This is a genomic window from Streptomyces sp. NPDC090032 (assembly GCF_044748025.1).
In the GTDB taxonomy this organism is placed as follows: Bacteria; Actinomycetota; Actinomycetes; order Streptomycetales; family Streptomycetaceae; genus Streptomyces.
The window spans coordinates 133290-155647 of the sequence record NZ_JBIVFF010000010.1; the positions used below are offsets into that span (position 1 = coordinate 133290).

Annotated in this window: 18 protein-coding genes; 3 read left to right on the forward strand and 15 right to left on the reverse strand. The window is 70.0% G+C overall.

From position 1 onward, the window contains the following. Window positions 1-53 precede the first annotated feature (53 nt). From aroB to ACIPWY_RS25110, 9 genes are all read right to left on the reverse strand, one after another. Entirely contained in the window at window positions 54-1148 is a 1095-nt protein-coding gene (gene aroB / locus ACIPWY_RS25070; protein ID WP_362910619.1) for a 3-dehydroquinate synthase, read from the reverse strand. Then, entirely contained in the window at window positions 1145-1660 is a 516-nt protein-coding gene (locus tag ACIPWY_RS25075) for a shikimate kinase (RefSeq protein WP_362910621.1), read from the reverse strand. The genes aroB and ACIPWY_RS25075 overlap by 4 nt, the downstream gene beginning before the upstream one ends. Then, the gene (aroC, locus tag ACIPWY_RS25080) at window positions 1657-2841 is read right to left on the reverse strand and encodes a chorismate synthase (protein ID WP_362910622.1); all 1185 of its coding nucleotides are present in this window, start codon (window positions 2839-2841) and stop codon (window positions 1657-1659) included. The genes ACIPWY_RS25075 and aroC overlap by 4 nt, the downstream gene beginning before the upstream one ends. Before the next feature lie 155 nt (window positions 2842-2996). Next, window positions 2997-3821: a shikimate dehydrogenase gene (locus tag ACIPWY_RS25085; protein WP_362910624.1), complete on the reverse strand. Its 825-nt coding sequence runs from the start codon at window positions 3819-3821 to the stop codon at window positions 2997-2999. Further along, the gene (mltG, locus tag ACIPWY_RS25090) at window positions 3821-5512 is read right to left on the reverse strand and encodes an endolytic transglycosylase MltG (RefSeq protein WP_401535078.1); all 1692 of its coding nucleotides are present in this window, start codon (window positions 5510-5512) and stop codon (window positions 3821-3823) included. The genes ACIPWY_RS25085 and mltG overlap by 1 nt, the downstream gene beginning before the upstream one ends. Before the next feature lie 123 nt (window positions 5513-5635). Continuing rightward, window positions 5636-6100 (reverse strand): Holliday junction resolvase RuvX, encoded by a 465-nt coding sequence (ruvX, locus tag ACIPWY_RS25095; protein WP_362910628.1) that lies wholly within the window; start codon window positions 6098-6100, stop codon window positions 5636-5638. Next, window positions 6100-8769 carry an alanine--tRNA ligase gene (gene alaS, locus ACIPWY_RS25100; RefSeq protein ID WP_362910629.1) on the reverse strand — a complete coding sequence of 890 codons (2670 nt, stop codon included), beginning with the start codon at window positions 8767-8769 and terminating at the stop codon, window positions 6100-6102. The genes ruvX and alaS overlap by 1 nt, the downstream gene beginning before the upstream one ends. Next, a complete protein-coding gene (locus tag ACIPWY_RS25105; protein WP_383887675.1) occupies window positions 8769-9128 on the reverse strand; it encodes a DUF6167 family protein in 360 nt (119 codons plus the stop codon). Before ACIPWY_RS25105 ends, alaS begins: the two co-directional genes overlap by 1 nt. A gap of 7 nt (window positions 9129-9135) precedes the next feature. Continuing rightward, window positions 9136-9606 (reverse strand): DUF948 domain-containing protein, encoded by a 471-nt coding sequence (locus tag ACIPWY_RS25110; protein ID WP_362910633.1) that lies wholly within the window; start codon window positions 9604-9606, stop codon window positions 9136-9138. A 158-nt stretch (window positions 9607-9764) separates the two neighbouring features. Here ACIPWY_RS25110 and ACIPWY_RS25115 point away from each other — a divergent pair, with 158 nt between their 5' ends. After that, complete coding sequence (locus tag ACIPWY_RS25115; RefSeq protein WP_393704057.1) at window positions 9765-11969, forward strand: ATP-binding protein; 2205 nt, start codon at window positions 9765-9767, stop codon at window positions 11967-11969. Between the two features lie 30 nt (window positions 11970-11999). On the opposite strand, the gene rpsD is transcribed toward ACIPWY_RS25115, so the two are convergent. The 5 genes from rpsD to ACIPWY_RS25140 form a co-directional block, all read right to left on the reverse strand. Then, on the reverse strand, window positions 12000-12614 hold the full coding sequence (gene rpsD, locus ACIPWY_RS25120; protein WP_100597404.1) for a 30S ribosomal protein S4: 615 nt from the start codon (window positions 12612-12614) through the stop codon (window positions 12000-12002). Between the two features lie 389 nt (window positions 12615-13003). Further along, window positions 13004-14374: a replication-associated recombination protein A gene (locus tag ACIPWY_RS25125; protein WP_383887680.1), complete on the reverse strand. Its 1371-nt coding sequence runs from the start codon at window positions 14372-14374 to the stop codon at window positions 13004-13006. 71 nt (window positions 14375-14445) lie between these two features. Then, window positions 14446-15087 carry a vitamin K epoxide reductase family protein gene (locus ACIPWY_RS25130; protein ID WP_393704054.1) on the reverse strand — a complete coding sequence of 214 codons (642 nt, stop codon included), beginning with the start codon at window positions 15085-15087 and terminating at the stop codon, window positions 14446-14448. A gap of 174 nt (window positions 15088-15261) precedes the next feature. Continuing rightward, on the reverse strand, window positions 15262-16524 hold the full coding sequence (gene hisS, locus ACIPWY_RS25135) for a histidine--tRNA ligase (protein WP_362906089.1): 1263 nt from the start codon (window positions 16522-16524) through the stop codon (window positions 15262-15264). A gap of 12 nt (window positions 16525-16536) precedes the next feature. Beyond that, entirely contained in the window at window positions 16537-17247 is a 711-nt protein-coding gene (locus ACIPWY_RS25140; RefSeq protein WP_362906087.1) for an MBL fold metallo-hydrolase, read from the reverse strand. Window positions 17248-17463: 216 nt separating this feature from the next. Here ACIPWY_RS25140 and ACIPWY_RS25145 point away from each other — a divergent pair, with 216 nt between their 5' ends. Both ACIPWY_RS25145 and ACIPWY_RS25150 read left to right on the forward strand, forming a co-directional pair. Beyond that, window positions 17464-18276, forward strand: a complete 813-nt coding sequence (locus ACIPWY_RS25145) for a peptidylprolyl isomerase (RefSeq protein ID WP_362906085.1) — start codon at window positions 17464-17466, stop codon at window positions 18274-18276. A 133-nt stretch (window positions 18277-18409) separates the two neighbouring features. Next, window positions 18410-19642, forward strand: a complete 1233-nt coding sequence (locus ACIPWY_RS25150; RefSeq protein WP_362906084.1) for a DUF349 domain-containing protein — start codon at window positions 18410-18412, stop codon at window positions 19640-19642. An 81-nt stretch (window positions 19643-19723) separates the two neighbouring features. Here ACIPWY_RS25150 and ACIPWY_RS25155 read toward each other — a convergent pair whose 3' ends face one another. Further along, window positions 19724-22330: a bifunctional (p)ppGpp synthetase/guanosine-3',5'-bis(diphosphate) 3'-pyrophosphohydrolase gene (locus tag ACIPWY_RS25155; protein ID WP_362906082.1), complete on the reverse strand. Its 2607-nt coding sequence runs from the start codon at window positions 22328-22330 to the stop codon at window positions 19724-19726. Window positions 22331-22358 lie beyond the last annotated feature (28 nt).

Sequence of the window (22358 nt, forward strand, 5' to 3'; positions counted from 1 at the left end):
GGCCGCCGTTGTGTGAACGGCCGGGGAGGTCACGAAGTGCCCGAAGACGGGAGCTATTCGGCCACTTCGCCGTAGGCCGCGAGGAGGACGGCCGGGTCGGGTCCTTCGAGGACCGTCGGCTTGGCGAGGCCGTCGAGGACGATGAAGCGCAGCAGGTTGCCGCGGGACTTCTTGTCGACCTTCATGTTCTCCAGGAGCTTGGGCCACTGGTCGTAGCGGTAGCTCAGGGGCAGCCCGACGGACTCCAGGACGGTGCGGTGCCGGTCGGCGGTCGCGTCGTCCAGGCGCCCGGCGAGACGGCCGAGTTCGGCGGCGAAGTGCATGCCGACGGAGACGGCGGCGCCGTGCCGCCACTTGTACCGCTCGTTCTTCTCGATGGCGTGCGCGAGGGTGTGCCCGTAGTTGAGGATCTCGCGCAGACCCGACTCCTTGAGGTCGCCGGAGACGACCTCGGCCTTGACCTTGATGGAGCGCTCGATGAGCTCCGCGGTGTGCGGGCCCTGCGGGGAGCGCGCCGCCTCGGGGTCGGACTCGATCAGGTCGAGGATCGCCGGGTCGGCGATGAAGCCGGCCTTGATGATCTCCGCGAGCCCGGACACGAAGTCGTTGACCGGCAGCGAGTCCAGTGCCGCGAGGTCGCAGAGCACGCCGGCCGGCGGGTGGAAGGCCCCCACGAGGTTCTTGCCCTCGGCGGTGTTGATCCCGGTCTTGCCGCCGACCGCCGCGTCCACCATGCCGAGCACGGTGGTCGGTACGGCGATCCAGCGCACCCCGCGCAGCCAGGTCGCGGCCACGAACCCGGCGAGGTCCGTGGTGGCGCCGCCGCCCACGCCGACGACGACGTCGGTGCGGGTGAAGCCGGACTGGCCGAGCGCCTTCCAGCAGTAGGCGGCGACCTCGGCGGTCTTGGCCTCCTCGGCGTTGGGCACCTGGATGGCGACGACCTCGAAGCCCTGCTCGGCGAGGTCGCCGCGCAGCGCGTCAGCCGTCTCGGCGAGCGCCTCGGGGTGGATGATCGCGACGCGCTGAACGGACTCGCCGATCAGACCGCCGAGTTCACCGAGGAGCTGACGCCCGACGAGGACCTCGTACGGATCGGTGCCGGCCGTGCCGCCGACCTGGATCCGGGTCACCTGCTGCTCGGTCATGCCTTCTTCAACTCCAGGGCGTCGAGGACCGCACTGGCGACCTCTTCGGGGGTGCGGTCGTCGGTGGGTACGACGACGCGGGCGACTTCGGTGTACAGGTGGCGGCGGGCCTCCATCAGCTCGCGCCACTGGCGGCGCGGGTTGACGGCGAGCAGTGGACGGGCGGTGTTGAGACCGGTCCGCTTGACCGCCTCCTCGACGTCCATCGACAGATAGACGACGGGGAGCGGCGCGAGCAGAGCCCGCGTCGACTCGTCGAGGATCGCTCCGCCGCCGAGCGCGAGCACACCCGGGTGCTCGGCGACGGCCGCGCTCACGGCCTGCCGCTCGAGTGCGCGGAAGTGGGGCTCGCCCTCGTCCACGAAGATGTCCGCGATGGGGCGGCCCTCGGCGGCGACGATGTCCGCGTCGGTGTCCCGGTAGGGGCAGGCCAGCCACTCGGCGAGCAGCTCCCCCACCGTGGACTTGCCGACGCCCATCGGGCCGACGAGTACGACCAGTGGGCCGGTCACCGGATCTGGAGGTGGTCGAGGTACGACTGCACGTTGCGCCGGGTCTCGGGGACGCTGTCGCCGCCGAACTTCTCCGCGACGGCGTCGGCGAGCACGAGCGCGACCATGGCCTCGGCGACGATGCCGGCGGCCGGGACCGCGCACACGTCGGAGCGCTGGTGGTGGGCCTTCGCGGCCTCGCCGGTCGCGACGTCGATGGTGGCCAGCGCGCGCGGGACGGTCGCGATCGGCTTCATCGCGGCACGCACGCGCAGCAGTTCACCGGTGGTGAGGCCACCCTCGGTGCCGCCGGAGCGGCCCGACGTGCGCTTGATGCCCTCGTCCGTGGTCACGATCTCGTCGTGCGCCTTCGAGCCGGGCACGCGCGCGAGCTCGAAGCCGTCGCCGACCTCTACGCCCTTGATGGCCTGGATGCCCATGAGGGCCCCCGCGAGCCGGGCGTCCAGTCGCCGGTCCCAGTGCACGTGCGAGCCGAGGCCCACCGGCACGCCGTAGGCGAGGACCTCGACGACGCCGCCGAGGGTGTCGCCGTCCTTGTGGGCCTGGTCGATCTCCGCGACCATCGCCTTCGACGCGTCCGCGTCGAGGCAGCGCACCGGGTCGGCGTCGAGCCTGTCGACGTCGGCCGGGGTCGGGTAGACGCCGTAGGGCGCCTTGGCACTCGCCAGCTCGGTGACGTGGCTGACGATCTCGATGCCGGCCGTCTCCTTGAGGTAGGAGCGGGCGATGGCGCCGAGCGCGACGCGGGCCGCCGTCTCGCGGGCGGAGGCCCGCTCCAGGATCGGCCGGGCCTCGTCGAAGCCGTACTTCTGCATGCCGGCGAGGTCGGCGTGGCCGGGGCGGGGGCGGGTCAGCGGCGCGTTGCGCGCCAGATCGGCGAGGATCTCGGGGTCGACCGGGTCGGCCGACATGACCTGCTCCCACTTGGGCCACTCGGTGTTGCCCACCATGACCGCGATCGGCGAGCCCATGGTGAGGCCGTGCCGAACGCCGCCGAGGAAGGTCACCTCGTCGCGCTCGAACTTCATCCGCGCGCCTCGTCCATAACCGAGCCGCCGCCGGGCCAAGTGGTCCGCCACCATCTCGGTGGTGATCGGCACGCCGGCGGGAAGTCCCTCCAGCGTCGCGACAAGTGCGGGTCCGTGGGACTCCCCAGCGGTCAACCAGCGCAACCTGCTCAACGGTGCTCCTCTTGCTCGCGCCTCGAAACTGCGATGGCGCGGCCGGGTGCGCGGCCCTGGCCCGCCACCCCCGATCCTCCCACGTCCGCGCACGCGACCCGGCGCCGGTCCATCAGACGGACGCGGGAACGGACGCCGGGACGGGCACGACTCGGTCAGCCGGCGAGCGCCCGCTCCCCCGCCCGGCGCATCGCACCGAGCGGCGCCGGGGCCTGCCCCGTCATCTGCTCGACCTGGAGGACGGCCTGGTGCACCAGCAGATCAAGGCCACTGACGACCGCTCCGCCGTACGCGGACCAGCGGGCCGCGAGCTGGGTGGGCCAGGGGTCGTAGAGGACGTCGAAGAGGGTGCCGGGCCGTTCGGGGACCTCGGCGGCGAGGGCGTCCGTGGTCCCGGCGGGCGTCGTGGCGACGACCAGCGGCGCGGCGAAGGCGCGTGCCGCGTCCGACCACTGCGCGATCTTCACGTCCACGTCGAGCCGCTCGCCCCACTCCCGCATCTCGGCGGCGCGGGCGTCACTGCGTACGTACGCGACGATCTCGCCGGCGCAGATCCGGGAGAGGGCGGCGAGCGCGGAGGAGGCGGTGGCGCCCGCTCCCAGGATCGCGGCGGACTCGACCTTGTCGATGCCGCGCTCGGCGAGGGCGGCGACCATGCCGGGGATGTCGGTGTTGTCGCCGACCTTGTGCCCGTCCTCGGTGAGGACGACGGTGTTGACGGCCTCGACGGAGGCGGCCGTGTCGCTGATCGTGTCGAGCATCGGGATCACGGCGCGCTTCAGCGGCATGGTCAGCGAGAGGCCCGCCCACTCGGGCCCGAGCCCGGCGAGGAAGTCGGGCAGGGCCACCTCGTCGACCTCGAAACGGTCGTAGGACCAGTCCTTCAGACCCAGTTCCTCGTAGGCGGCGCGGTGCAGCACCGGGGAGAGGGAGTGGGCGATGGGCGACCCGAGTACGGCCGCCCTTCTGATTGCTGACATCAGTTCTTCCTCGACGCGTTCCACTCGTCGACCAGCTTCTGGTGTTCTTCGTTCGTCTTGGTGAACTCGCTGGTCTTGCCGTCCATCGAAATGAAGTAGTACCAGCCGTCGCTGGTCGGGTCGATGGCGCCCTTCAGAGCCTGCTCACCCGGGTTTCCGATCGGCCCCGGCGGCAGGCCCTTGTAGTAGTACGTGTTGTAGCGGTTGTCGTACTTGCGCAGCTCGGCAAGGCTCAGGTCGATCTTGCTCTGGTTCTTGACGTAGTTGTACGTGGAGTCGAACTCCAGCATTCCGTTGGTCTGCTCGTTGCCGGGCTTGAGGCGGTTGTAGACGACCTCGGCCATTTTGCGGTAGTCGTCATGGCTGGTGCCCTCGGCCTGCGCGAGGCTCGCCACCGTGATGAGCTGCCACGGGCTGTCGAGGCCAAGACTCTTGGCCTTCTTCTCGACGCCCATCGCGTCGTACGTCTGGGTCGCCCGCGACACCATCTGCTTCAGGATCGTCTCGGGCTTTCCGCCCTTGGCGACGCCGTAGCTGGACGGGTAGAGGAACCCTTCCAGGGGATCCTTCACATTCGGCTCGTTCATGGCCCAGGAGGGCAGACCGAGCTTCTTGTAGTCCTGCTTCGCCACCTTCTGCGTCGTGCCCTTGGCGATACCGAGCCGGGTGTCGATCTGCTCGTAGACCCACGCGTTGCGGCGGCCCTCAGCAATGATCAGGTTGTTCCGGCTCTTCGGGCTGAGCATCAGCTCGACGGCGCTTGCGGCCGACATTTCCTTCTCGAGCTGATATCCGCCGTCCTGAATGGTCTTGCCCCGCGGATTCTGCTCCTGCGCCGTGACGAAGGCGTCCACGCTCTTGATGACGCCCGCGTCCTTCAGACGCTGGCCGATGACATAGCCGCCCGCGCCCGGGGGAATGTCCACGGAAACGGATTCACCATTTCCGGACCCCGCGTAATCCGGCGCCGATCCAAAGCGGTTCTGGTAGAACTGATAGCCGAAATAGCCGACCCCGCCGACACCGCCCACGAACATCACGGTGAGAACCAGGCAGGCGCATCCGCTGCGCCGCTTCTTCGGCTTCTTGCCGCCGCGGCCACGCCGGGCGCCCCGGTCACGCGGGTCGTCGTAGTCGTCGCCGTCGTCATCGCCGCCACCGGCGAAGAACGCGTGCTCACCCTGATCGGGGCCCGGGTCCCAGTTCGTCTCCGGTTCCGGGGCGGCGCCGCGCCGGCCGGGCGGCTCCGGCGGCGGGTAGGCGTCGGGGGTGCCGTAGAGGTCCGGCTGCTCACCGCCGTACGCGGCAGGCTGCTGCTGGGCGCCGTACGCGTCCACCGGGTCGGGGTTGTACGGGACATGGCCGTGCTGACCGGTGTCCCAGCCGCCACCCTGCGGCTGACCGCCGTACTGCTGGCCGCCGCCGTACTGCTGCTGGCCGTACTGGTCGTGCTGACCGGTGCCCCAGTCACCGCCGTACTGCTGCGGCTGCTGCTGGGCCTGAGGATGCTGCTGCGGCTGCTGGCCCTGGGGATGCTGCTGCTGCGGCTGCGGCTGCTGAGGGTGGTACTGCCCCTGGCCGCCGTAGGCAGACTGGCCGTCGGCGGCCTGCTGCCCCCACCCCTGGTCCCCGTAAAACGGGTCCTCGGGGTGCCACGGTTCGGAGCCCGGGCCCCGGCCATACTCAGTCATCGATCCCCTACAAGCCGCGAGGCGGCGGCCGCGTCTGGGTGGCAGGGCAACCGTTCCGCCTCTTGATGCTGTGCGGCAGCTGTTCGAACGCCGCCGGTCGCGCGGAACGTTACCGTATCGCGATCAGATGACCACTTCGACGCCCTCGCCCGGAGCTTTACCCGACGCCCGTTCGGACTCGAGCGCCTGCTGGAGGATGACGACGGCGGCCGCCTGGTCGATGACAGACCGGCCCTTTTTGGACTTCACGCCCGAGGCGCGCAGCCCCTGACTGGCCGTCACTGTGGTCATCCTCTCGTCCACGAGCCGCACGCCCACGGGGGCGATCCCGCCGGCCAGCTCCTGGGCGAAGGCACGGACCTTGACCGCGGCCGGCCCCTCGCCCCCCTTGAGGGAGCGAGGGAGCCCGACGACGACCTCGATCGGCTCGTACTCCTCGACGAGTTGCCTCAACCGCCGGTGGGCGGCCGGGACATCGCGTCCCGGCACGGTCTCCACCGGGGTGGCGAGGATCCCGTCGGGGTCGCACGAGGCGACCCCGATCCGGGCGTCCCCGACGTCGATCGCGAGTCGTCGGCCGCGTCGCATCAGGCGGTTTCCGCGACGAGGCGCTCGACGGAGGCCACGGCGTCACCGATGGCGGCCGGGTTCTGGCCGCCGCCCTGGGCGACGTCCGGCTTGCCGCCACCGCCACCGCCGAGGGTCTTGGCGGCCGTGCGGACCAGGTCGCCGGCCTTCAGACCGCGCTCACGGGCGGCCTCGTTCGTCGCGATGACCGTCAGCGGCTTGCCGTTGACCGTCGTGAACAGGGCCACCACGACGGGGCGTCCGCCCTGGATGCGGCCGCGCACGTCGAGGACCAGCTTGCGCAGGTCGTCGGCGCCGGTGCCGTCCGGGACCTGGCCGGTGACGAGGGCGACCCCGCGTACGTCGGTGGCGCCCGCGGCGAGACCGGCGGCGGCCTGGAGGACCTTCTCCGCGCGGAACTTCTCGATCTCCTTCTCGGCGTCCTTCAGCTTGCCGAGCATGGCGGAGATCTTCTCCGGGAGCTCCTCGGGGCGGCCCTTGACCAGCTCCTGGAGCTGGGCGACGACCGTGTGCTCGCGAGCGAGGAAGTTGTACGCGTCGACGCCGACCAGGGCCTCGATGCGACGCACACCCGAGCCGATGGACGACTCGCCGAGCAGCTTCACCAGGCCGAGCTGGGCGGTGTTGTGCACGTGCGTGCCGCCGCACAGCTCCTTGGAGAAGTCCCCGATGGTGACGACGCGGACGCGCTCGCCGTACTTCTCGCCGAACTCGGCGATGGCGCCCTGCTTCTTGGCGTCGTCGATGCTCATGACCTCGGCCATGACGTCCAGCTCGCGGGCGAGCACCTCGTTGATCTTCTGCTCGACGTCCGTCATCACGGTCGTGGGTACGGCCGACGGGGAGCCGAAGTCGAAGCGGAAGCGGCCGGGCTGGTTCTCCGAACCGGCCTGGGCGGCCGTCGGGCCGAGGGCGTCGCGCAGTGCCTGGTGCGTGAGGTGCGTGGCGGAGTGGGCGCGGGCGATGGAGCGGCGGCGCGTCACGTCGATGACGGCCTGGGCCGGGGCTCCGACGGTGACCTCGCCGACCTGGACGACGCCCTTGTGGACGTAGACGCCCGGGACCGGCTTCTGGCAGTCGCGGATCTCGATGACCGCGCCGTTGTCCAGCTTGATGCGGCCGGTGTCGCCGATCTGGCCGCCGCCCTCGGCGTAGAACGGGGTGCGGTCGAGGACGACCTCGACCTCGTCGCCCTCGGAGGCGGCCGGGGAGGAGACGCCGTTGACCAGCAGGCCGACGATCGTGGACTCGCCCTCGGTCGACGTGTAGCCGATGAAGTCCGTGGCTCCGGCGGCGTCGGCGATCTCGCGGTAGGCGCCGACGTTGGCGTGGCCGGTCTTCTTGGCCTGGGCGTCGGCCTTGGCGCGCTCCCGCTGCTCCTTCATCAGGCGCCGGAAGCCGTCCTCGTCCACGGACAGGCCCTGTTCGGCGGCCATCTCCAGGGTGAGGTCGATCGGGAAGCCCCAGGTGTCGTGGAGCAGGAACGCCTTGTCGCCGGCGAGGACCGTGCCGCCGGCGGCCTTGGTGTCGGTGACGGCGGTGTCGAGGATGTTCGTGCCGCCCTTGATGGCCTTCAGGAAGGCGGCCTCTTCGGCGAGGGCGACGGTCTCGATGCGCTTGCGGTCGGTGATGAGCTCCGGGTACTGCTGGCCCATCGTGTCGATCACGACATCGACGAGGTCCTTGACGACCGGTCCCGTGGCACCCATGAGGCGCATGTTGCGGATGGCGCGGCGCATGATGCGGCGCAGGACGTAGCCACGGCCCTCGTTGCCGGGCGTGACGCCGTCGCCGATGAGCATCACGGAGGTGCGCATGTGGTCGGCGACCACACGCATCGACACGTCGGTGTCGTGCTTCTCGCCGTACCGGACACCGGTGAGTTCGGTGGCCTTGTCCATCACGACGCGCAGGGTGTCCGTCTCGTACATGTTCTGTACGCCCTGCAGGATCATGGCGAGACGCTCGAGGCCGAGACCCGTGTCGATGTTCTGCGACGGCAGGTCGCCGAGGATCTCGAAGTCCTCCTTGCCGATGCCGGCGCCGCGCTCGTACTGCATGAAGACCAGGTTCCAGATCTCCACGTACCGCTCGTCGTTGACGGCCGGACCGCCCTCGACGCCGAACTCGGGGCCGCGGTCGTAGTTGATCTCGGAACACGGGCCGCAGGGGCCGGGAACGCCCATGGACCAGAAGTTGTCCTTCTTGCCAAGGCGCTGGATGCGCTCCTTGGGGACGCCCACGACGTCGTGCCAGATGCGCTCGGCCTCGTCGTCGTCGAGGTAGACCGTGATCCAGAGCTTCTCGGGGTCGAGGCCGTAACCACCGTCCGCCACGGAGCTGGTGAGCAGCTCCCAGGCGTACTTGATGGCGCCTTCCTTGAAGTAGTCCCCGAAGGAGAAGTTGCCGCACATCTGGAAGAACGTGCCGTGGCGCGTGGTCTTGCCGACCTCTTCGATGTCCGGCGTGCGGACGCACTTCTGCACCGACGTGGCACGCGGGGCGGGCGGCTTGACCTCGCCGAGGAAGTACGGCTTGAACGGGACCATGCCCGCGGGCACGAGCAGCAGAGTCGGGTCGTCCGCGATGAGCGACGCCGAGGGCACGACCTTGTGGCCACGCTCCTCGAAGAAGCTCAGCCAGCGGCGGCGGATTTCAGCCGACTCCATCAGTGGTCCTCATTCCGGTTGTACGAGTACGTCGTGTTGTCGAGGTACTTGGGGTTGTTCTTCACGTGACTGTTCGTCAGGTGGTTCTCGATGACGGCGAAGCGGCGCTGCGCGGGGAGTTCGGCGTCGACCGGGGCGTTGAGGCCCAGGGCGTCGTCGAGTTCGGCCTCGCGCTCGGCCATGCCGTCGCGGACGTCGAGGGCGAAGTCCTTGAGGCGGTGGCCCGCCTCGACCGCCTTGTTCGCGGCCTGCGCGGCGAGGCTCTCCGGCGTCAGCTTCTTCAGCTTGCGGTTGACCTTGGTGGTGGCCCATACGCCGGCGGCTGCGCCCGCGGTGAACCAGAACGTACGGCGGAACATCGCTGCGTCAGTCCCTCTTATTCGGGTTGTCCCGCGTGGCTCGCTTGCTGCGCCGCGCCGACGGGACGGTGCGGCCCACGATCACGGTACGGCGGGACTGCTTGGCGGGCGCGTCGGCTGCGGAGGCACCCGTGGACTTGCGGCCGATCGCCCGGCGCACGCCGTAGCCGAAGGCGGCCACCTTGACGAGCGGGCCACCGAAGGTGGAGGCGACGGTGGAGGAGAGTGCCGACGCGTTCGACGTGACTTCCTGGACGTCCGACGCGATGGCGTCGACCCGGTCGATCTGCGTCTGCGCGGAACGCACGGCGGCAGAGGCATCGGCAAGCAGCGGGACCGCCTGCTCGGTCACATCCGCCACGAGCTTGGTGGTCGCCCTGAGCGTCTGGGCCAGCCTCGCCAGAGCCACCGCGAGGAAGGAAACCAGGATCGCCCAGAAGACGGCCACCAGGATCCCGGCCACCTCTCCACCGGACACTGGGCACCGCTCCCTGAACATCGAAAACACCGAAAGAAATAGTCCCCCGAGCCTATCGCGCCGGGGTCCGCGCTCCGTACCGGATTCCCGCTCGCCGCGGGCGAAGTCACGCATACCGATTGTACGGAGTGCTTACGGATGAGTACGCTCCGTACTTCATGCGACGCGAACTGCGCCCTGCCGACAGGCCCGAGGGTTCCACCCCGCCCGGCAACCTCCCCCGCGAGCTCAACCGCTTCGTCGGTCGGGCCGCCGAACTCGCAGAGCTCACGCGGGCTCTTGAGACAGTTCGCCTGGTCACCGTGACCGGTGCCGGCGGCGTCGGCAAGTCCCGCTTCTCCGCGAGAGCGGCGGCCCTGGCCGCGGAGCACCTGGGCTGCGAGGCCGTCCGGCGGGTGGACCTCGCCACGGTGCGCGAGCCGAACCTGGTCGAGTACGCGCTCTCAGCGGCCCTCGAACTGACCGACCACACGAGCCGTCCGCAGCGCGACGTTCTCCTCGACCACCTCGGGCAGCGCCAACTCCTGCTCGTCATCGACGGGTTCGAGCATCTCGTCGACGCGTGCGCCTCGCTCGTACAGGAACTCCTGGGCGCGGCGGCGGATCTGCGGATCCTGGCGGTGGGGCGCAGGCCCCTGTCCGTCGAAGGGGAACGCATCTTCCCGCTGGCGCCGCTCGGCACGGCGGACGCGGCTGAACTCTTCGCCGACCGGGCCGCCGCGCTGCTGCCCGGCTTCACGCTGGACGACGGGAACCGGAGGGATGTCGTCGAGGTCTGCCGGCGGCTCGACTGCCTGCCGCTCGCGGTGGAACTGGCGGCCGGGCGGCTGCGGGCGCTGTCGCCCGCCGATGTCCTGGGCCGGCTCGACGACCGGTTCAGGCTGCTGACGGGCGGCACGCGCGGGGCGCTGCCGCGGCATCAGACGCTGCGGACGGCGATCGGCTGGAGCCACGAGCTGTGCACGGCGCAGGAGCGGTTGCTGTGGGCGCGGCTCTCCGTGTTCTCCGGGCAGTTCGACCTGGACGCGGCGGAGTACATCTGCAGCGGTGACGGGCTGCACTCCGACGCGGTCCTCGATGTGCTCTCGGAGCTGATCGCGCAGTCCGTGGTGATCCGTGAAGAGGCGGACTCCGTGGTGCGCTACCGGATGCTCGACACGGTCAGGGCGTACGGCGCGGACTGGCTGGAGGTGTCGGGCGACACCACGCGGATGCGGCGCAGGCACCGCGACTGGTACATGGGCCTGGCCACCTGGTGCGAGCTGGACTGGTTCTCGCCGCGGCAGGCGGACGTGGCGGCGCAGATCGGGGCGGAACTTCCGAATCTGCGCGTGGCACTGGAGTTCTGTCTGACGGAGCCGGGCGAGACGCATCTGGGGCAGTACCTCGCGAGCACGCTGTGGTTCTACTGGGCGGGCTGCGGCCAGCTGTCGGAGGGGCGGCACTGGCTGGAGCGCAGTGTGGAGCTCGACGCGGAGAGCGAGAACGGCGACTACGCCCGGTCCCGCCTGAAGGCCCTGTGGGTGCTCGGTTACGTGGCGATCCTTCAGGGCGACACCGTGCCCGCGCTGGCCGCGCTCCAGGAGTGCCGTGACGGGGCGGAACGTATCGGCGACGCCACGGCGGTCGCGTACGCGGAGCACCGCAGGGGCTGCCTGGCGCTGGTCACGGACGATCTGCCGCGCGCCGAGGGGCTGCTGCGGACGGCGCTCGCCGGGTACCGGGAGATCGGTGAGCTGAACAGCAGTGTGCTGATGGGCCAGGTCGAGCTGGCGATGGCCGTGGCGTTCCAGGGGGATCTGGCCGCGGCGGTCGAGCTGTGCGAGGACGTACGGCTGATCTGCGAGGACCACGGCGAGCGGTGGACGCTGGCGTACGCGCTCTATGTCCTCGCGTACGCGGAGTGGACCAAGGGCGATCTGGTGCGGGCGCGTCAGCTGCTGCGCGAGTGCCTCGTCATCGGGGACACGTTCCACGATCTGCTGGGCACGGTTTTGACCATCGAGCTGCTGGCGCTCGTCACCGTCTCGGAGGGAGACGCGGGCGAGGCGGCGCTGCTCCAGGGCGCGGCGGGCCGGATCTGGCCGTCGGTGGGGCTGCCGCTGTTCGGCTCGGAGCACTACAACGCGCCGCACGAGCGGTGTGCGTCGGACGCCCGGGCGATCCTCGGCGACGCTCGGTTCGAGTCGTTCGTGGCGGCCGGGGCGCGCCTTGAGCCCGGGGAGGCCGTGGAGCGGGCGCTCGGGCGGGACACCGCGTCGCGGCCGGCCGCAGTGCCGGGGCCCCGGGGCGCGCATCCGGTCCCGGAAACGCGCGAACCCGCCGCCTCCCCGACCGTGCAGGGCGGGGAGGCGGCGGGTTGAAACGCAGGAAGTGCTGCGTCCGCCGGATGATCAGCGGGCGTAGTACTCGACGACGAGCTGCTCGTCGCAGATCACGGGGATTTCCTTGCGGTTCGGGTCACGGTCCAGACGGAAGGCCAGGGCCTTCAGGTTGACCTGGAGGTAACGCGGGATCTCGCCGTCGGGGGCGAAGCCACCCTCACGCGCGACCTGGAACAGCGGCTTCTCGCGGCTGCGCTCACGGACCATCACGACGTCGTCGGGACGGACGCGGTACGACGGCTTGTCGACCTTGCCGCCGTTGACCTCGATGTGGCCGTGAACGACCATCTGGCGGGCCTGGTAGATCGTGCGGGCGATGCCCGAACGCAGAACCAGGGCGTCGAGACGACGCTCCAGCTCGATGACCAGGGCCTCACCGGTCTTGAGCTGCGTCTTGGCGGCACGCTCGTAGGCGCGGACGAGCTGGCGCTCGGACACGTCGTACTGCGCGCGCAGACGCTGCTTCTCCAGCAGACGGACCTTGTAGTCCGAGTTCTGCTTGCGGCCGCGGCCGTGCTCGCCCGGCGGGTAGGGGCGGGCCTCGAAGTACTTGACGGCCTTCGGGGTCAGCGCGATACCGAGGGCACGCGACTTCTTGACCTTGGGGCGGGACTGGTTCGTCATGAACCAAACACCTCATTGTTCTGTGTGGATACGGCTTCACCAGGGTTAAGGGAGGTCGCATCCGCAGCCGGGGAAACCCGCCTTGTCCTTGCGGACGGGGCAGGCAGCCGCTCCCTGGTCTGGGCACATACGTGCAGCACGCGAGTGGCCCACCGACCGCTTCCCGGGGGTCCGGGATGGTGGTGGGCTGCCCGCGACACCTATCGACGGTGCGCGACGCTCCTGGATCCCCATGCCTTGCGGCGTCGGGGTTCCGGCTGCATGTCCCGCTCTGGTGGTGCCGGCCGGGGCCGGACGCGAGACGCAGCGCTTCGGGAAGTTTACAGGGTGGCGAGGAGTGCTGTGGACCGGGGTCACGCGGGGCGGGTGGCGCGCGGAGAAACGCGCCGTCAGCCGTCCGCCGCGCCCGGCTGCTCGCCGGTGAGGCGCTCACGGACGCGCTCGGCCACGTCCGCGTACCGGGCCTCCGCCCCGTACCGGGTGGGCTGGTAGTAGCGCTTTCCCTTGACCGCGTCCGGCGCGTACTGCTGGGCGGCGATGCCTCCGGGGACGTCGTGCGGATACACGTATCCCTGGGCGTGGCCGAGCTTGGCCGCGCCCTTGTAGTGGCCGTCGCGCAGATGGGGCGGGACGGGGCCCGCGAGGCCCTTGCGGACGTCTTCCATGGCGGCGCCGATCGCCGTTGTCGCCGAGTTCGACTTCGGGGCCAGGGCGAGGGCGATCGTCGCGTGGCTGAGGGTGAGCGCCGCCTCGGGGAAGCCGATCATCGCGACGGCCTGGGCCGCGGCGACGGCCGTGGGCAGGGCCGTCGGGTCGGCGAGGCCGATGTCCTCGCTCGCGGAGATCATCAGGCGGCGGGCGATGAAGCGGGGGTCCTCACCGGCCTCGATCATGCGGGCCAGATAGTGCAGGGCGGCGTCCACGTCCGAGCCGCGGATGGACTTGATCAGGGCGCTCGCGACGTCGTAGTGCTGGTCGCCGTCCCGGTCGTACTTGACCGCGGCGCGGTCGACGGACTCCTCCAGGGTCTGGAGGGTGATCTCCTTCTCCTGCTTGGCGAGGGCCGAACCCGCGCCCGCCTCAAGGGCGGTGAGGGCACGGCGGGCGTCGCCGCCCGCGATGCGCAGGAGATGCGCCTCGGCCTCATCGGGGAGCGTGACCGCGCCGCCGAGACCGCGCTCCTCGGCGAGAGCCCGCCGGAGCAGGGCGCGCAGGTCGTCGTCCGTGAGGGATTCGAGGGTGAGGAGCAGGGAGCGGGACAGGAGCGGGGAGATGATCGAGAAGTAGGGGTTCTCGGTGGTCGCCGCGATCAGGGTGACCCAGCGGTTCTCGACGGCCGGCAGGAGGGAGTCCTGCTGGGCCTTGCTGAAGCGGTGGATCTCGTCGAGGAAGAGGACCGTCTCCTTGCCGTGACCGCCGAGTGCCCTGCGGGCGCCGTCGATGACGGCCCGCACTTCCTTGACGCCCGCGGTGATCGCGGAGAGCTCCACGAAGCGCTTGTTCGTCGCCTTGGAGACGACGTACGCGAGGGTCGTCTTGCCGATGCCGGGCGGGCCCCAGAGGATCACGGACGAGGGTCCCGCCGGACCGCCACCGGCCTCCCCCACCAGGCGCCGCAGCGGTGACCCCGGCTTCAGCAGATGCTGCTGGCCGACGACTTCGTCGAGGGTACGCGGGCGCATCCGGACGGCCAGGGGACTGCTGGACGGGTCCTTTTCCTGGCGGTCTTCGGCTGCGGCGGTGAACAGGTCGGGCTCCACGTCGAAAACCCTATGTCACCCCACTGACAATCCCGCCCGGCCCCGTGCGGCAAGGGGTCCGGGCCGAGGTATCAGCTGGTCCAGAAGTCCCACCAGCGGGTCAGGATCAGCATCCCGATGATCCCGACGTGCAGCACGGGCAGGACCCAGGTGAACTCGCCGAAGAACGACCGCAGCCAAGGCGGCGCGGGAAGGAACCCGTTACGCACGTTGAACGAGGTCACGTACCAGAACATGACGATCGTGGCGACCCACGCCAGACAGCACCACAGGCACAGCGAGTTGATCCGGTACAGCGACTGGAACTGCAGCCACGTGCAGAACCCGACCCCGAACAGCGTGCCCGCGTTGAACGTCAGCCAGTACCAGCGCGGGAACCTCGCCCGCCCCAGCAGACTCATCCCGACGCAGATCACCACGGCGTACGCCGCGAGCCCGAGCATCGGGTTCGGGAACCCGAACGCCGACGCCTGCTCGCTCTTCATGATGTTCCCGCAGGACACCACCGGGTTGAGGCTGCAGCCCGGAGTGAAGTTCGGGTCCTCCAGCAGCTTGAACTTGTCGATCGTGATGACCCACGCCGCGAGCAGCCCCGCCGCACCGGTGATCACCAGAAGCAGCGCCAAACCCAGGGACCCCCCGGCACTGCGGGGAGCGTCCGCTCCGTCGCCGGCGGAAGAGGCACTGTCGCTTGTCGTGGTCGTCTCGCTCATCACGCCGTTCCGTCGCTTGGGGTGGTGGCCTGCCGGCAGCCTCATTCTGCCGCACGGGCCTGTGTGTCCACCGTTCGATGGCCATAAGCACGTACGGGCATCAGCGTGTAACGGCGAAGAGCGAGCCACGGGGCTGTGCCCGTGACCCGCTCTGTCATCGTCCGACGTGCCGGGCTAAGCCAGCTTGTTCTTCAGGACAGCCACGATCTCGTCGACCGCCACCGCGTCCTGCTCGCCCGACTCCATGTCCTTGAGCTGCACGACGCCGTCGGCGAGGTCGCGTTCGCCGGCGACGATGGTGAAGCGCGCGCCGCTGCGGTTCGCGTTCTTCATCGCGCCCTTGAGGCCCTTGCCGCCGTACGAGAAGTCGGTGGAGACTCCGGCCCGGCGCAGCTCTGTCACCTTGGAGAAGAGGACGCGGCGCGCCTCGTCGCCGAGCGGGACCGCGAACACGCTGGTGGTGGAGGGCAGTTCGAGCTCCACGCCCTCCGCCTCCAGCGCCAGGACCGTACGGTCGACGCCGAGCGCCCAGCCGACGGACGGCAGCGACGGGCCGCCGATCATCTCGGAGAGGCCGTCGTAGCGTCCGCCGCCGCCCACCGCGGACTGCGAGCCGAGACCGTCGTGGACGAACTCGAACGTGGTGCGCGTGTAGTAGTCGAGCCCGCGGACCAGCTTCTCGTCGTCCTCGTAGGCGACGCCCTCGGCGGTCAGGAGCTCACGGACCTCCTCGTGGTACGCCTTGCAGCCGTCGCACAGGTAGTCGCGCAGCGAGGGCGCGCCGACGAGCTGCTTCTGGACGTCGGGGCGCTTGTCGTCGAGGACGCGCAGCGGGTTGATCTCGGCGCGGCGCCGGGTGTCCTCGTCGAGGTCGAGGCCGCGCAGGAAGTCCTGGAGCGCGGCGCGGTAGACCGGGCGGCACTCCTTGTCGCCGAGCGAGTTCAGCAGGATGCGGAAGTCGCGCAGCCCGAGGGAGCGGTACGCCTGGTCGGCCAGGATGATCAGCTCGGCGTCGAGCGCCGGGTCCTCGGTGCCGATCGCCTCGGCGCCGACCTGCGAGAAGTGCCTGTAGCGGCCCTTCTGGGGGCGCTCGTAGCGGTAGTACGAGCCGGAGTACCAGAGCTTCACCGGGAGGTTGCCGGCCTTGTGGAGGTTGGCCTCCAGGGCGGCACGCAGTACGGACGCGGTGCCCTCGGGGCGCAGGGCGAGCCTGTCTCCGCCCTTGGTCTCGAAGGCGTACATCTCCTTGGTGACGATGTCGGTGGACTCACCGACACCGCGCGCGAACAGCTCGACGTTCTCGAAGCCGGGCGTCTCGACGTAGCCGTAGCCGGAGTTCCTCAGCGGGGTGGAGATGGCGTCGCGCACCGCGAGGTACTTCGCGGAGTCGGGGGGAAGCAGGTCGTACGTGCCCTTGGGGGCCTGAAAGGTGCTCACGGAAGTCTCTCGTCACATTCCTCGTCGGGGAGCCTCGAAGGAGGTTCCCTGGCCGGCGGCCACCTGCCGCAGATACGGGTTGGTGGCGCGCTCCTGGCCGATGGTCGTCTGGGAGCCGTGCCCGGAGAGCACCACGGTCTGGTCGTCGAGCGGCAGGCACACGCGTGCCAGCGATTCGAGCATGTCGTCCATGGAGCCACCGGGCAGATCGGTGCGTCCGATGGAGCCGGCGAAGAGCAGATCCCCGGAGAAGAACACGGACGGGATGTCCGCGCTCTCGGGCATCGTGAAGGTCACCGACCCCTTGGTATGACCCGGCGCGTGCGCCACGGTCAGGTCGAGACCCGCCAGCTTCAGTTCGGCGCCGTCGCTCAGCTCCCGCACGTCGTCGGGCTCCCCCACGGTCAGCTCACCCATAAGCGGCATGCCGATGGAGCGGCCGAGCGCCTTCTCCGGATCGCTCATCATGTAGCGGTCGGAGGGGTGGATCCACGCCGGGACGTCATGGGCCCCGCACACGGGGACGACGGAGGCGACGTGGTCGATGTGGCCATGCGTGAGGATGACGGCGACCGGCTTGAGCCGATGCTTCTTGAGCGCGTCCTCGACTCCCTGGGTGGCCTGGTGGCCGGGGTCGATGATCACGCACTCCTCACCCGCGGCGGGGGCAACCAGGTAACAGTTGGTGCCCCAGGCCCCGGCGGGGAACCCGGCAATCAGCACGATCGTCCTTCGTATGTCGTCCGGCGGAAGTGTGTCCGCAGAAGAATGCGGCAGATCAGAGCCTACCGGCGCTGCCGATTCCACAGCTAACCCATATACGGTACGGGGCACACAGCAGGCGGTCGTAACAGGTCCAGTTCAGATCAGGTTCGTCCCGTTCGGATCATTTCGCATCGGTTCGGAATCAGGTCTCGCGACGTACGAGGAGTAGACCCGGTGGTCAGCAACGATCAGCGGCGGCGGCAGCTCGCCCGGGAGAAGTTCTTGCGGCAGCAGCAGCGGCGGGAGTCCGCGCGGCGCAGGGCGCGCACACGCAACACGGTGATCGCGTCGGCGTTGGCCGTGGTCGTGGTGGCGGGCGCGGGCGCGTTCGCCGCCGGGGCCTTCGACGGCAAGGACACGAAGGACTCCGCGGCCTCCAAGCCGAGCGCGAGCCCCTCCAAGGCGGCCGACCCGTGCGAGAAGCCCGCCGCGGGCAAGGTGAAGCCGCTCAGCTGGAAGAAGGAGCCGGCACTCACCATCGACAAGTCGGCCGGCTACACGATGAACCTCGCGACGACGTGCGGCGACATCGGCATCGGCCTCAAGGCGAAGGAGGCCCCGCACACGGTCAACTCCTTCGCCTTCCTCGCCGGCAAGGGCTTCTTCGACCACACCAAGTGCCACCGGCTCACCACCAACGGCATCTACGTCCTGCAGTGCGGCGACCCGAAGGGCACCGGCGCGGGCGGCCCGGGCTACACGATCCCGGACGAGAACCTGAAGGACAAAAGCCTGAAGGGGAACGTGTACCCGGCGGGCACGATCGCGATGGCGAACACCGGCCAGAAGCACACCGGCGGCAGCCAGTTCTTCCTCGTGTACCAGGACAGTCAGTTGCCGCCGAGCTACACACCGTTCGGGACCATTTCCGATTCCGGCATGAAGGTGCTCAAGAAGATCGCCGCCGCTGGTGAGAGCACCGGGCAGGGCGACGGCGCCCCGAACGCCACGGTCGTGATCGACAAGGCGACCGTGAAGAAATCCTGACCGCCGGCGGTGAAATTTCGGTCGCGCGGGATGCGGACAGCCGCCCCGCCGGTCGCCTATGTTGGCCGTGACGAAACTGTGGACGATGCCCGGGCCCCAAGGCGCCCTGCAGGCATCATGTGGAGGAGGCGCTGTGAGCAGCGACCCGTGGGGCCGCGTCGACGAGACGGGGACCGTGTACGTGCGTTCGGCCGACGGCAGCGAGCGTGAAGTCGGTTCGTGGCAGGCAGGTTCTCCTGATGAGGCCCTCGTCTACTTCAAGCGCAAGTACGACGGCCTGGTCGTCGAGATCGGGCTCCTCGAGCGCCGGGTGCAGACGACCGACCTGTCGGCGAAGGAAGCCACGGCCGCCATCGAGCACCTGCGCGAGCAGGTGACGGATGCGCACGCCGTCGGCGATCTGGAGGCTCTGGGTAAGCGCCTGGACAAGCTCGTCGAGACCGTCGATGCGCGCCGCGAGGAGCGCAAGGTCCAGAAGGCGAAGCAGTCCGACGAGGCGCGGCACGCCAAGGAGGCCCTGGTCACCGAGGCGGAGGAGCTGGCCCAGAGCGAGCAGTGGCGCGCGGCCGGCGAGCGGCTGCGGGCGCTGGTGGACACCTGGAAGGGGCTGCCGCGTCTGGACCGCAAGTCGGACGACGAGCTGTGGCACCGCTTCTCGCACGCGCGCTCGGCGTTCTCGAAGCGCCGCAAGGCGCACTTCGCCTCGCTGGACGCGCAGCGCGAGGACGCCCGCCAGGCCAAGGAGAAGCTGGTCGCCGAGGCCGAGTCGCTTTCGGGCTCGACCGACTGGGCGGCCACGGCCGCGCGGTACCGCGATCTGATGACGGACTGGAAGGCCGCGGGCCGCGCCCAGCGCGAGCACGAGGACGACCTGTGGAACCGCTTCCGCGGCGCCCAGGACGTGTTCTTCGCGGCGCGCAGCGCTGTCTTCGCCGAGCGGGACGCCGAGCAGGGCGAGAACCTCAAGCTCAAGGAGGAGCTCGCCGACGAGGCCGAGAAGCTCCTGCCGATCGGGGACCTGAAGACGGCCCGCGCCGCCTTCCGCTCGATCAACGAGCGCTGGGAGGCCATCGGCCACGTGCCGCGCGACGCGCGTCCGAAGGTCGAGGGCCGGATGCACGCCGTGGAGCGGGCGCTCCAGGAGTCCGAGGAGACCGAGTGGCGCCGGACGAACCCGGAGGCACGCGCGCGTGCCGAGGGGCTCACCGGTCAGCTCCAGGCGGCGGTCGACAAGCTGCGTGGCCAGATCGAGACGGCCCGCGCACAGGGCAACAACGCGAAGGCCGACAAGCTCCAGCGTGAGCTCGACGGCCGTCAGGCGCTGCTCGACCAGGCGCTCAAGGGCCTGCACGAGTTCGGCGGCTGAGCAGTCATCAGCTGAGCGGTCATCGTGTGAGAAGGGCCCCCGGCGCCGAGCGCCGGGGGCCCTTCTCATGTCTGTCGACGACTACGGCCTGCGCGCCGACGTCACGCGGTAGACGTCGTAGACGCCCTCCACTCCCCTGACCGCCTTCAGGACGTGACCGAGGTGCTTGGGGTCACCCATCTCGAAGGTGAAGCGGGAGGTGGCCACCCGGTCGCGGGACGTCTGCACGGCCGCGGACAGGATGTTGACGTGCTGGTCGGACAGGACCCTGGTGACGTCCGAGAGCAGCCGCGAGCGGTCCAGGGCCTCGACCTGTATGGCGACCAGGAAGACCGAGGACTGCGTGGGCGCCCACTCGACTTCGAGGATCCGCTCGGGCTCGCGGGACAGCGACTCGACGTTGACACAGTCGCTGCGGTGCACCGATACGCCGCTGCCGCGCGTGACGAAGCCGATGATGGGGTCACCGGGGACGGGCGTACAGCAGCGGGCCAGCTTGACCCAGACGTCCTCGACACCCTTGACGACCACGCCGGGGTCGGCGTTCGCACGGCGCTTGGAGCGGCCTCGCGACGGAGGTGCGCTCTCGGCGATGTCCTCGTTGGCGGCATCCTCGCCGCCGAGGGCCTGCACGAGCTTCTGGACGACGCTCTGCGCGGTGACGTGGCCTTCGCCGATCGCCGCGTACAGGGACGAGATGTCGGGGTAGCGCATCTCGTGCGCGAGCGTGACGAGGGAGTCGCCCGTCAGGATGCGCTGGATCGGCAGGTTCTGCTTGCGCATGGCACGGACGATGGCGTCCTTGCCCTGCTCGATCGCCTCGTCGCGGCGCTCCTTGGAGAACCAGGCGCGGATCTTGTTGCGGGCGCGCGGGGACTTGACGAAGCCGAGCCAGTCGCGGGACGGACCCGCGCCCTCGGCCTTGGAGGTGAAGACCTCCACCAGGTCGCCGTTGTCCAGGGTCGATTCGAGCGGTACGAGCCGCCCGTTGACCCGTGCGCCTATGGTCCGGTGACCGACCTCGGTGTGGACCGCGTACGAGAAGTCGACGGGGGTCGCGCCGGCCGGGAGCGCTATGACGTCGCCCTTCGGCGTGAAGACGAAGACCTCGTTGCGCGAGAGGTCGAAGCGCAGGGACTCCAGGAACTCGCCCGGGTCCTCCGTCTCCTTCTGCCAGTCGAGCAACTGGCGCAGCCACGCCATGTCGTTGAGATGGTCGTCCTTGCCGGTGGCCTTCGGCTGGTCGCTGCGCACCTTGGAGGCGCCGGCGACGGCCTCCTGCTTGTACTTCCAGTGCGCGGCGATGCCGTACTCGGCGCGGCGGTGCATGTCGAACGTACGGATCTGGAGCTCGACGGGCTTGCCGTTGGGGCCGATCACCGTCGTGTGCAGCGACTGGTACATGTTGAACTTGGGCATCGCGATGTAGTCCTTGAACCGGCCGGGGACCGGGTTCCATCGCGCGTGCACCGTGCCGAGGGCGGCGTAACAGTCCCTCACCGTGTCGACCAGGACACGGATGCCCACCAGGTCGTAGATCTCCGCGAAGTCACGGCCGCGGACGATCATCTTCTGGTAGACGCTGTAGTAGTGCTTCGGGCGGCCGGTGACGGTCGCCTTGATGCGGGCGGCGCGCAGGTCGCTCTGCACCTCGTCGGTCACTATGGCGAGGTACTCGTCGCGCTTGGGCGCGCGTTCGGCCACCAGGCGCACGATCTCGTCGTACATCTTGGGGTAGAGGATCGCGAAGGCGAGGTCCTCCAGCTCCCACTTGATGGTGTTCATGCCCAGGCGGTGCGCCAGCGGAGCGTAGATCTCCAGCGTCTCGCGGGCCTTCTTCTCCTGCTTCTCGCGCTTGAGGTAGCGCATCGTGCGCATGTTGTGCAGGCGGTCGGCGAGCTTGATGACCAGGACGCGCGGGTCCTTGGCCATGGCGACGACCATCTTGCGCACGGTCTCGGCCTGCGCGGCCTCGCCGAACTTGACCTTGTCCAGCTTGGTGACGCCGTCGACGAGCAGGGCCACCTGGTCTCCGAAGTCGCGGCGCAGGGTGTCCAGGCCGTACTCGGTGTCCTCGACGGTGTCGTGCAGCAGGCCCGCCATGAGCGTCGCGGGATCCATGCCGAGTTCGGCGAGGATCGTCGTCACCGCGAGCGGGTGCGTGATGTACGGGTCGCCGCTCTTGCGCTTCTGGCCGCGGTGCCAGCGCTCGGCGACCTGGTAGGCGCGCTCGACCTGGCGCAGCGTGGACGTCTCGATCTTCGGGTCGTTGCTGCGCACTATCCGCAGCAGCGGCTCGAGAACCGGGTTGTACGGGTTCGAGCGCTGCACGCCGAGACGGGCGAGGCGGGCGCGGACGCGGTTTGAGGAGCCGGAGCGGGCGGGCTGGCCCGCTGCCGGGCGCACCACGGGCGGCGTGGGCGGCGCGACAGGAGCCGGGGCGGCGGCAGCGGGGCCGGGGGCCGGGCGCTTGTCGGCCGGGGGCTTGCCGGCGGGAGGCTTGGGGCGCGGCGGCTGCTCGGCCGCCTTGCCGCCCGGGGCGCCGGTCGAGCTCTGCCCGGTCTTCCCGGACTTCGCGGGCACAGCTGCGGGAGCCGCGGCCTGGTCGGCCTTCTGGTCGGGCTTGGCGGCTGTGGGTACCCCCACGCGCTCGGCGCTGGGGGAGAGTGGCTTGGCCTCGTCTGGCAACGGCGCTCCTCGTGCGCGACGGGTCCCC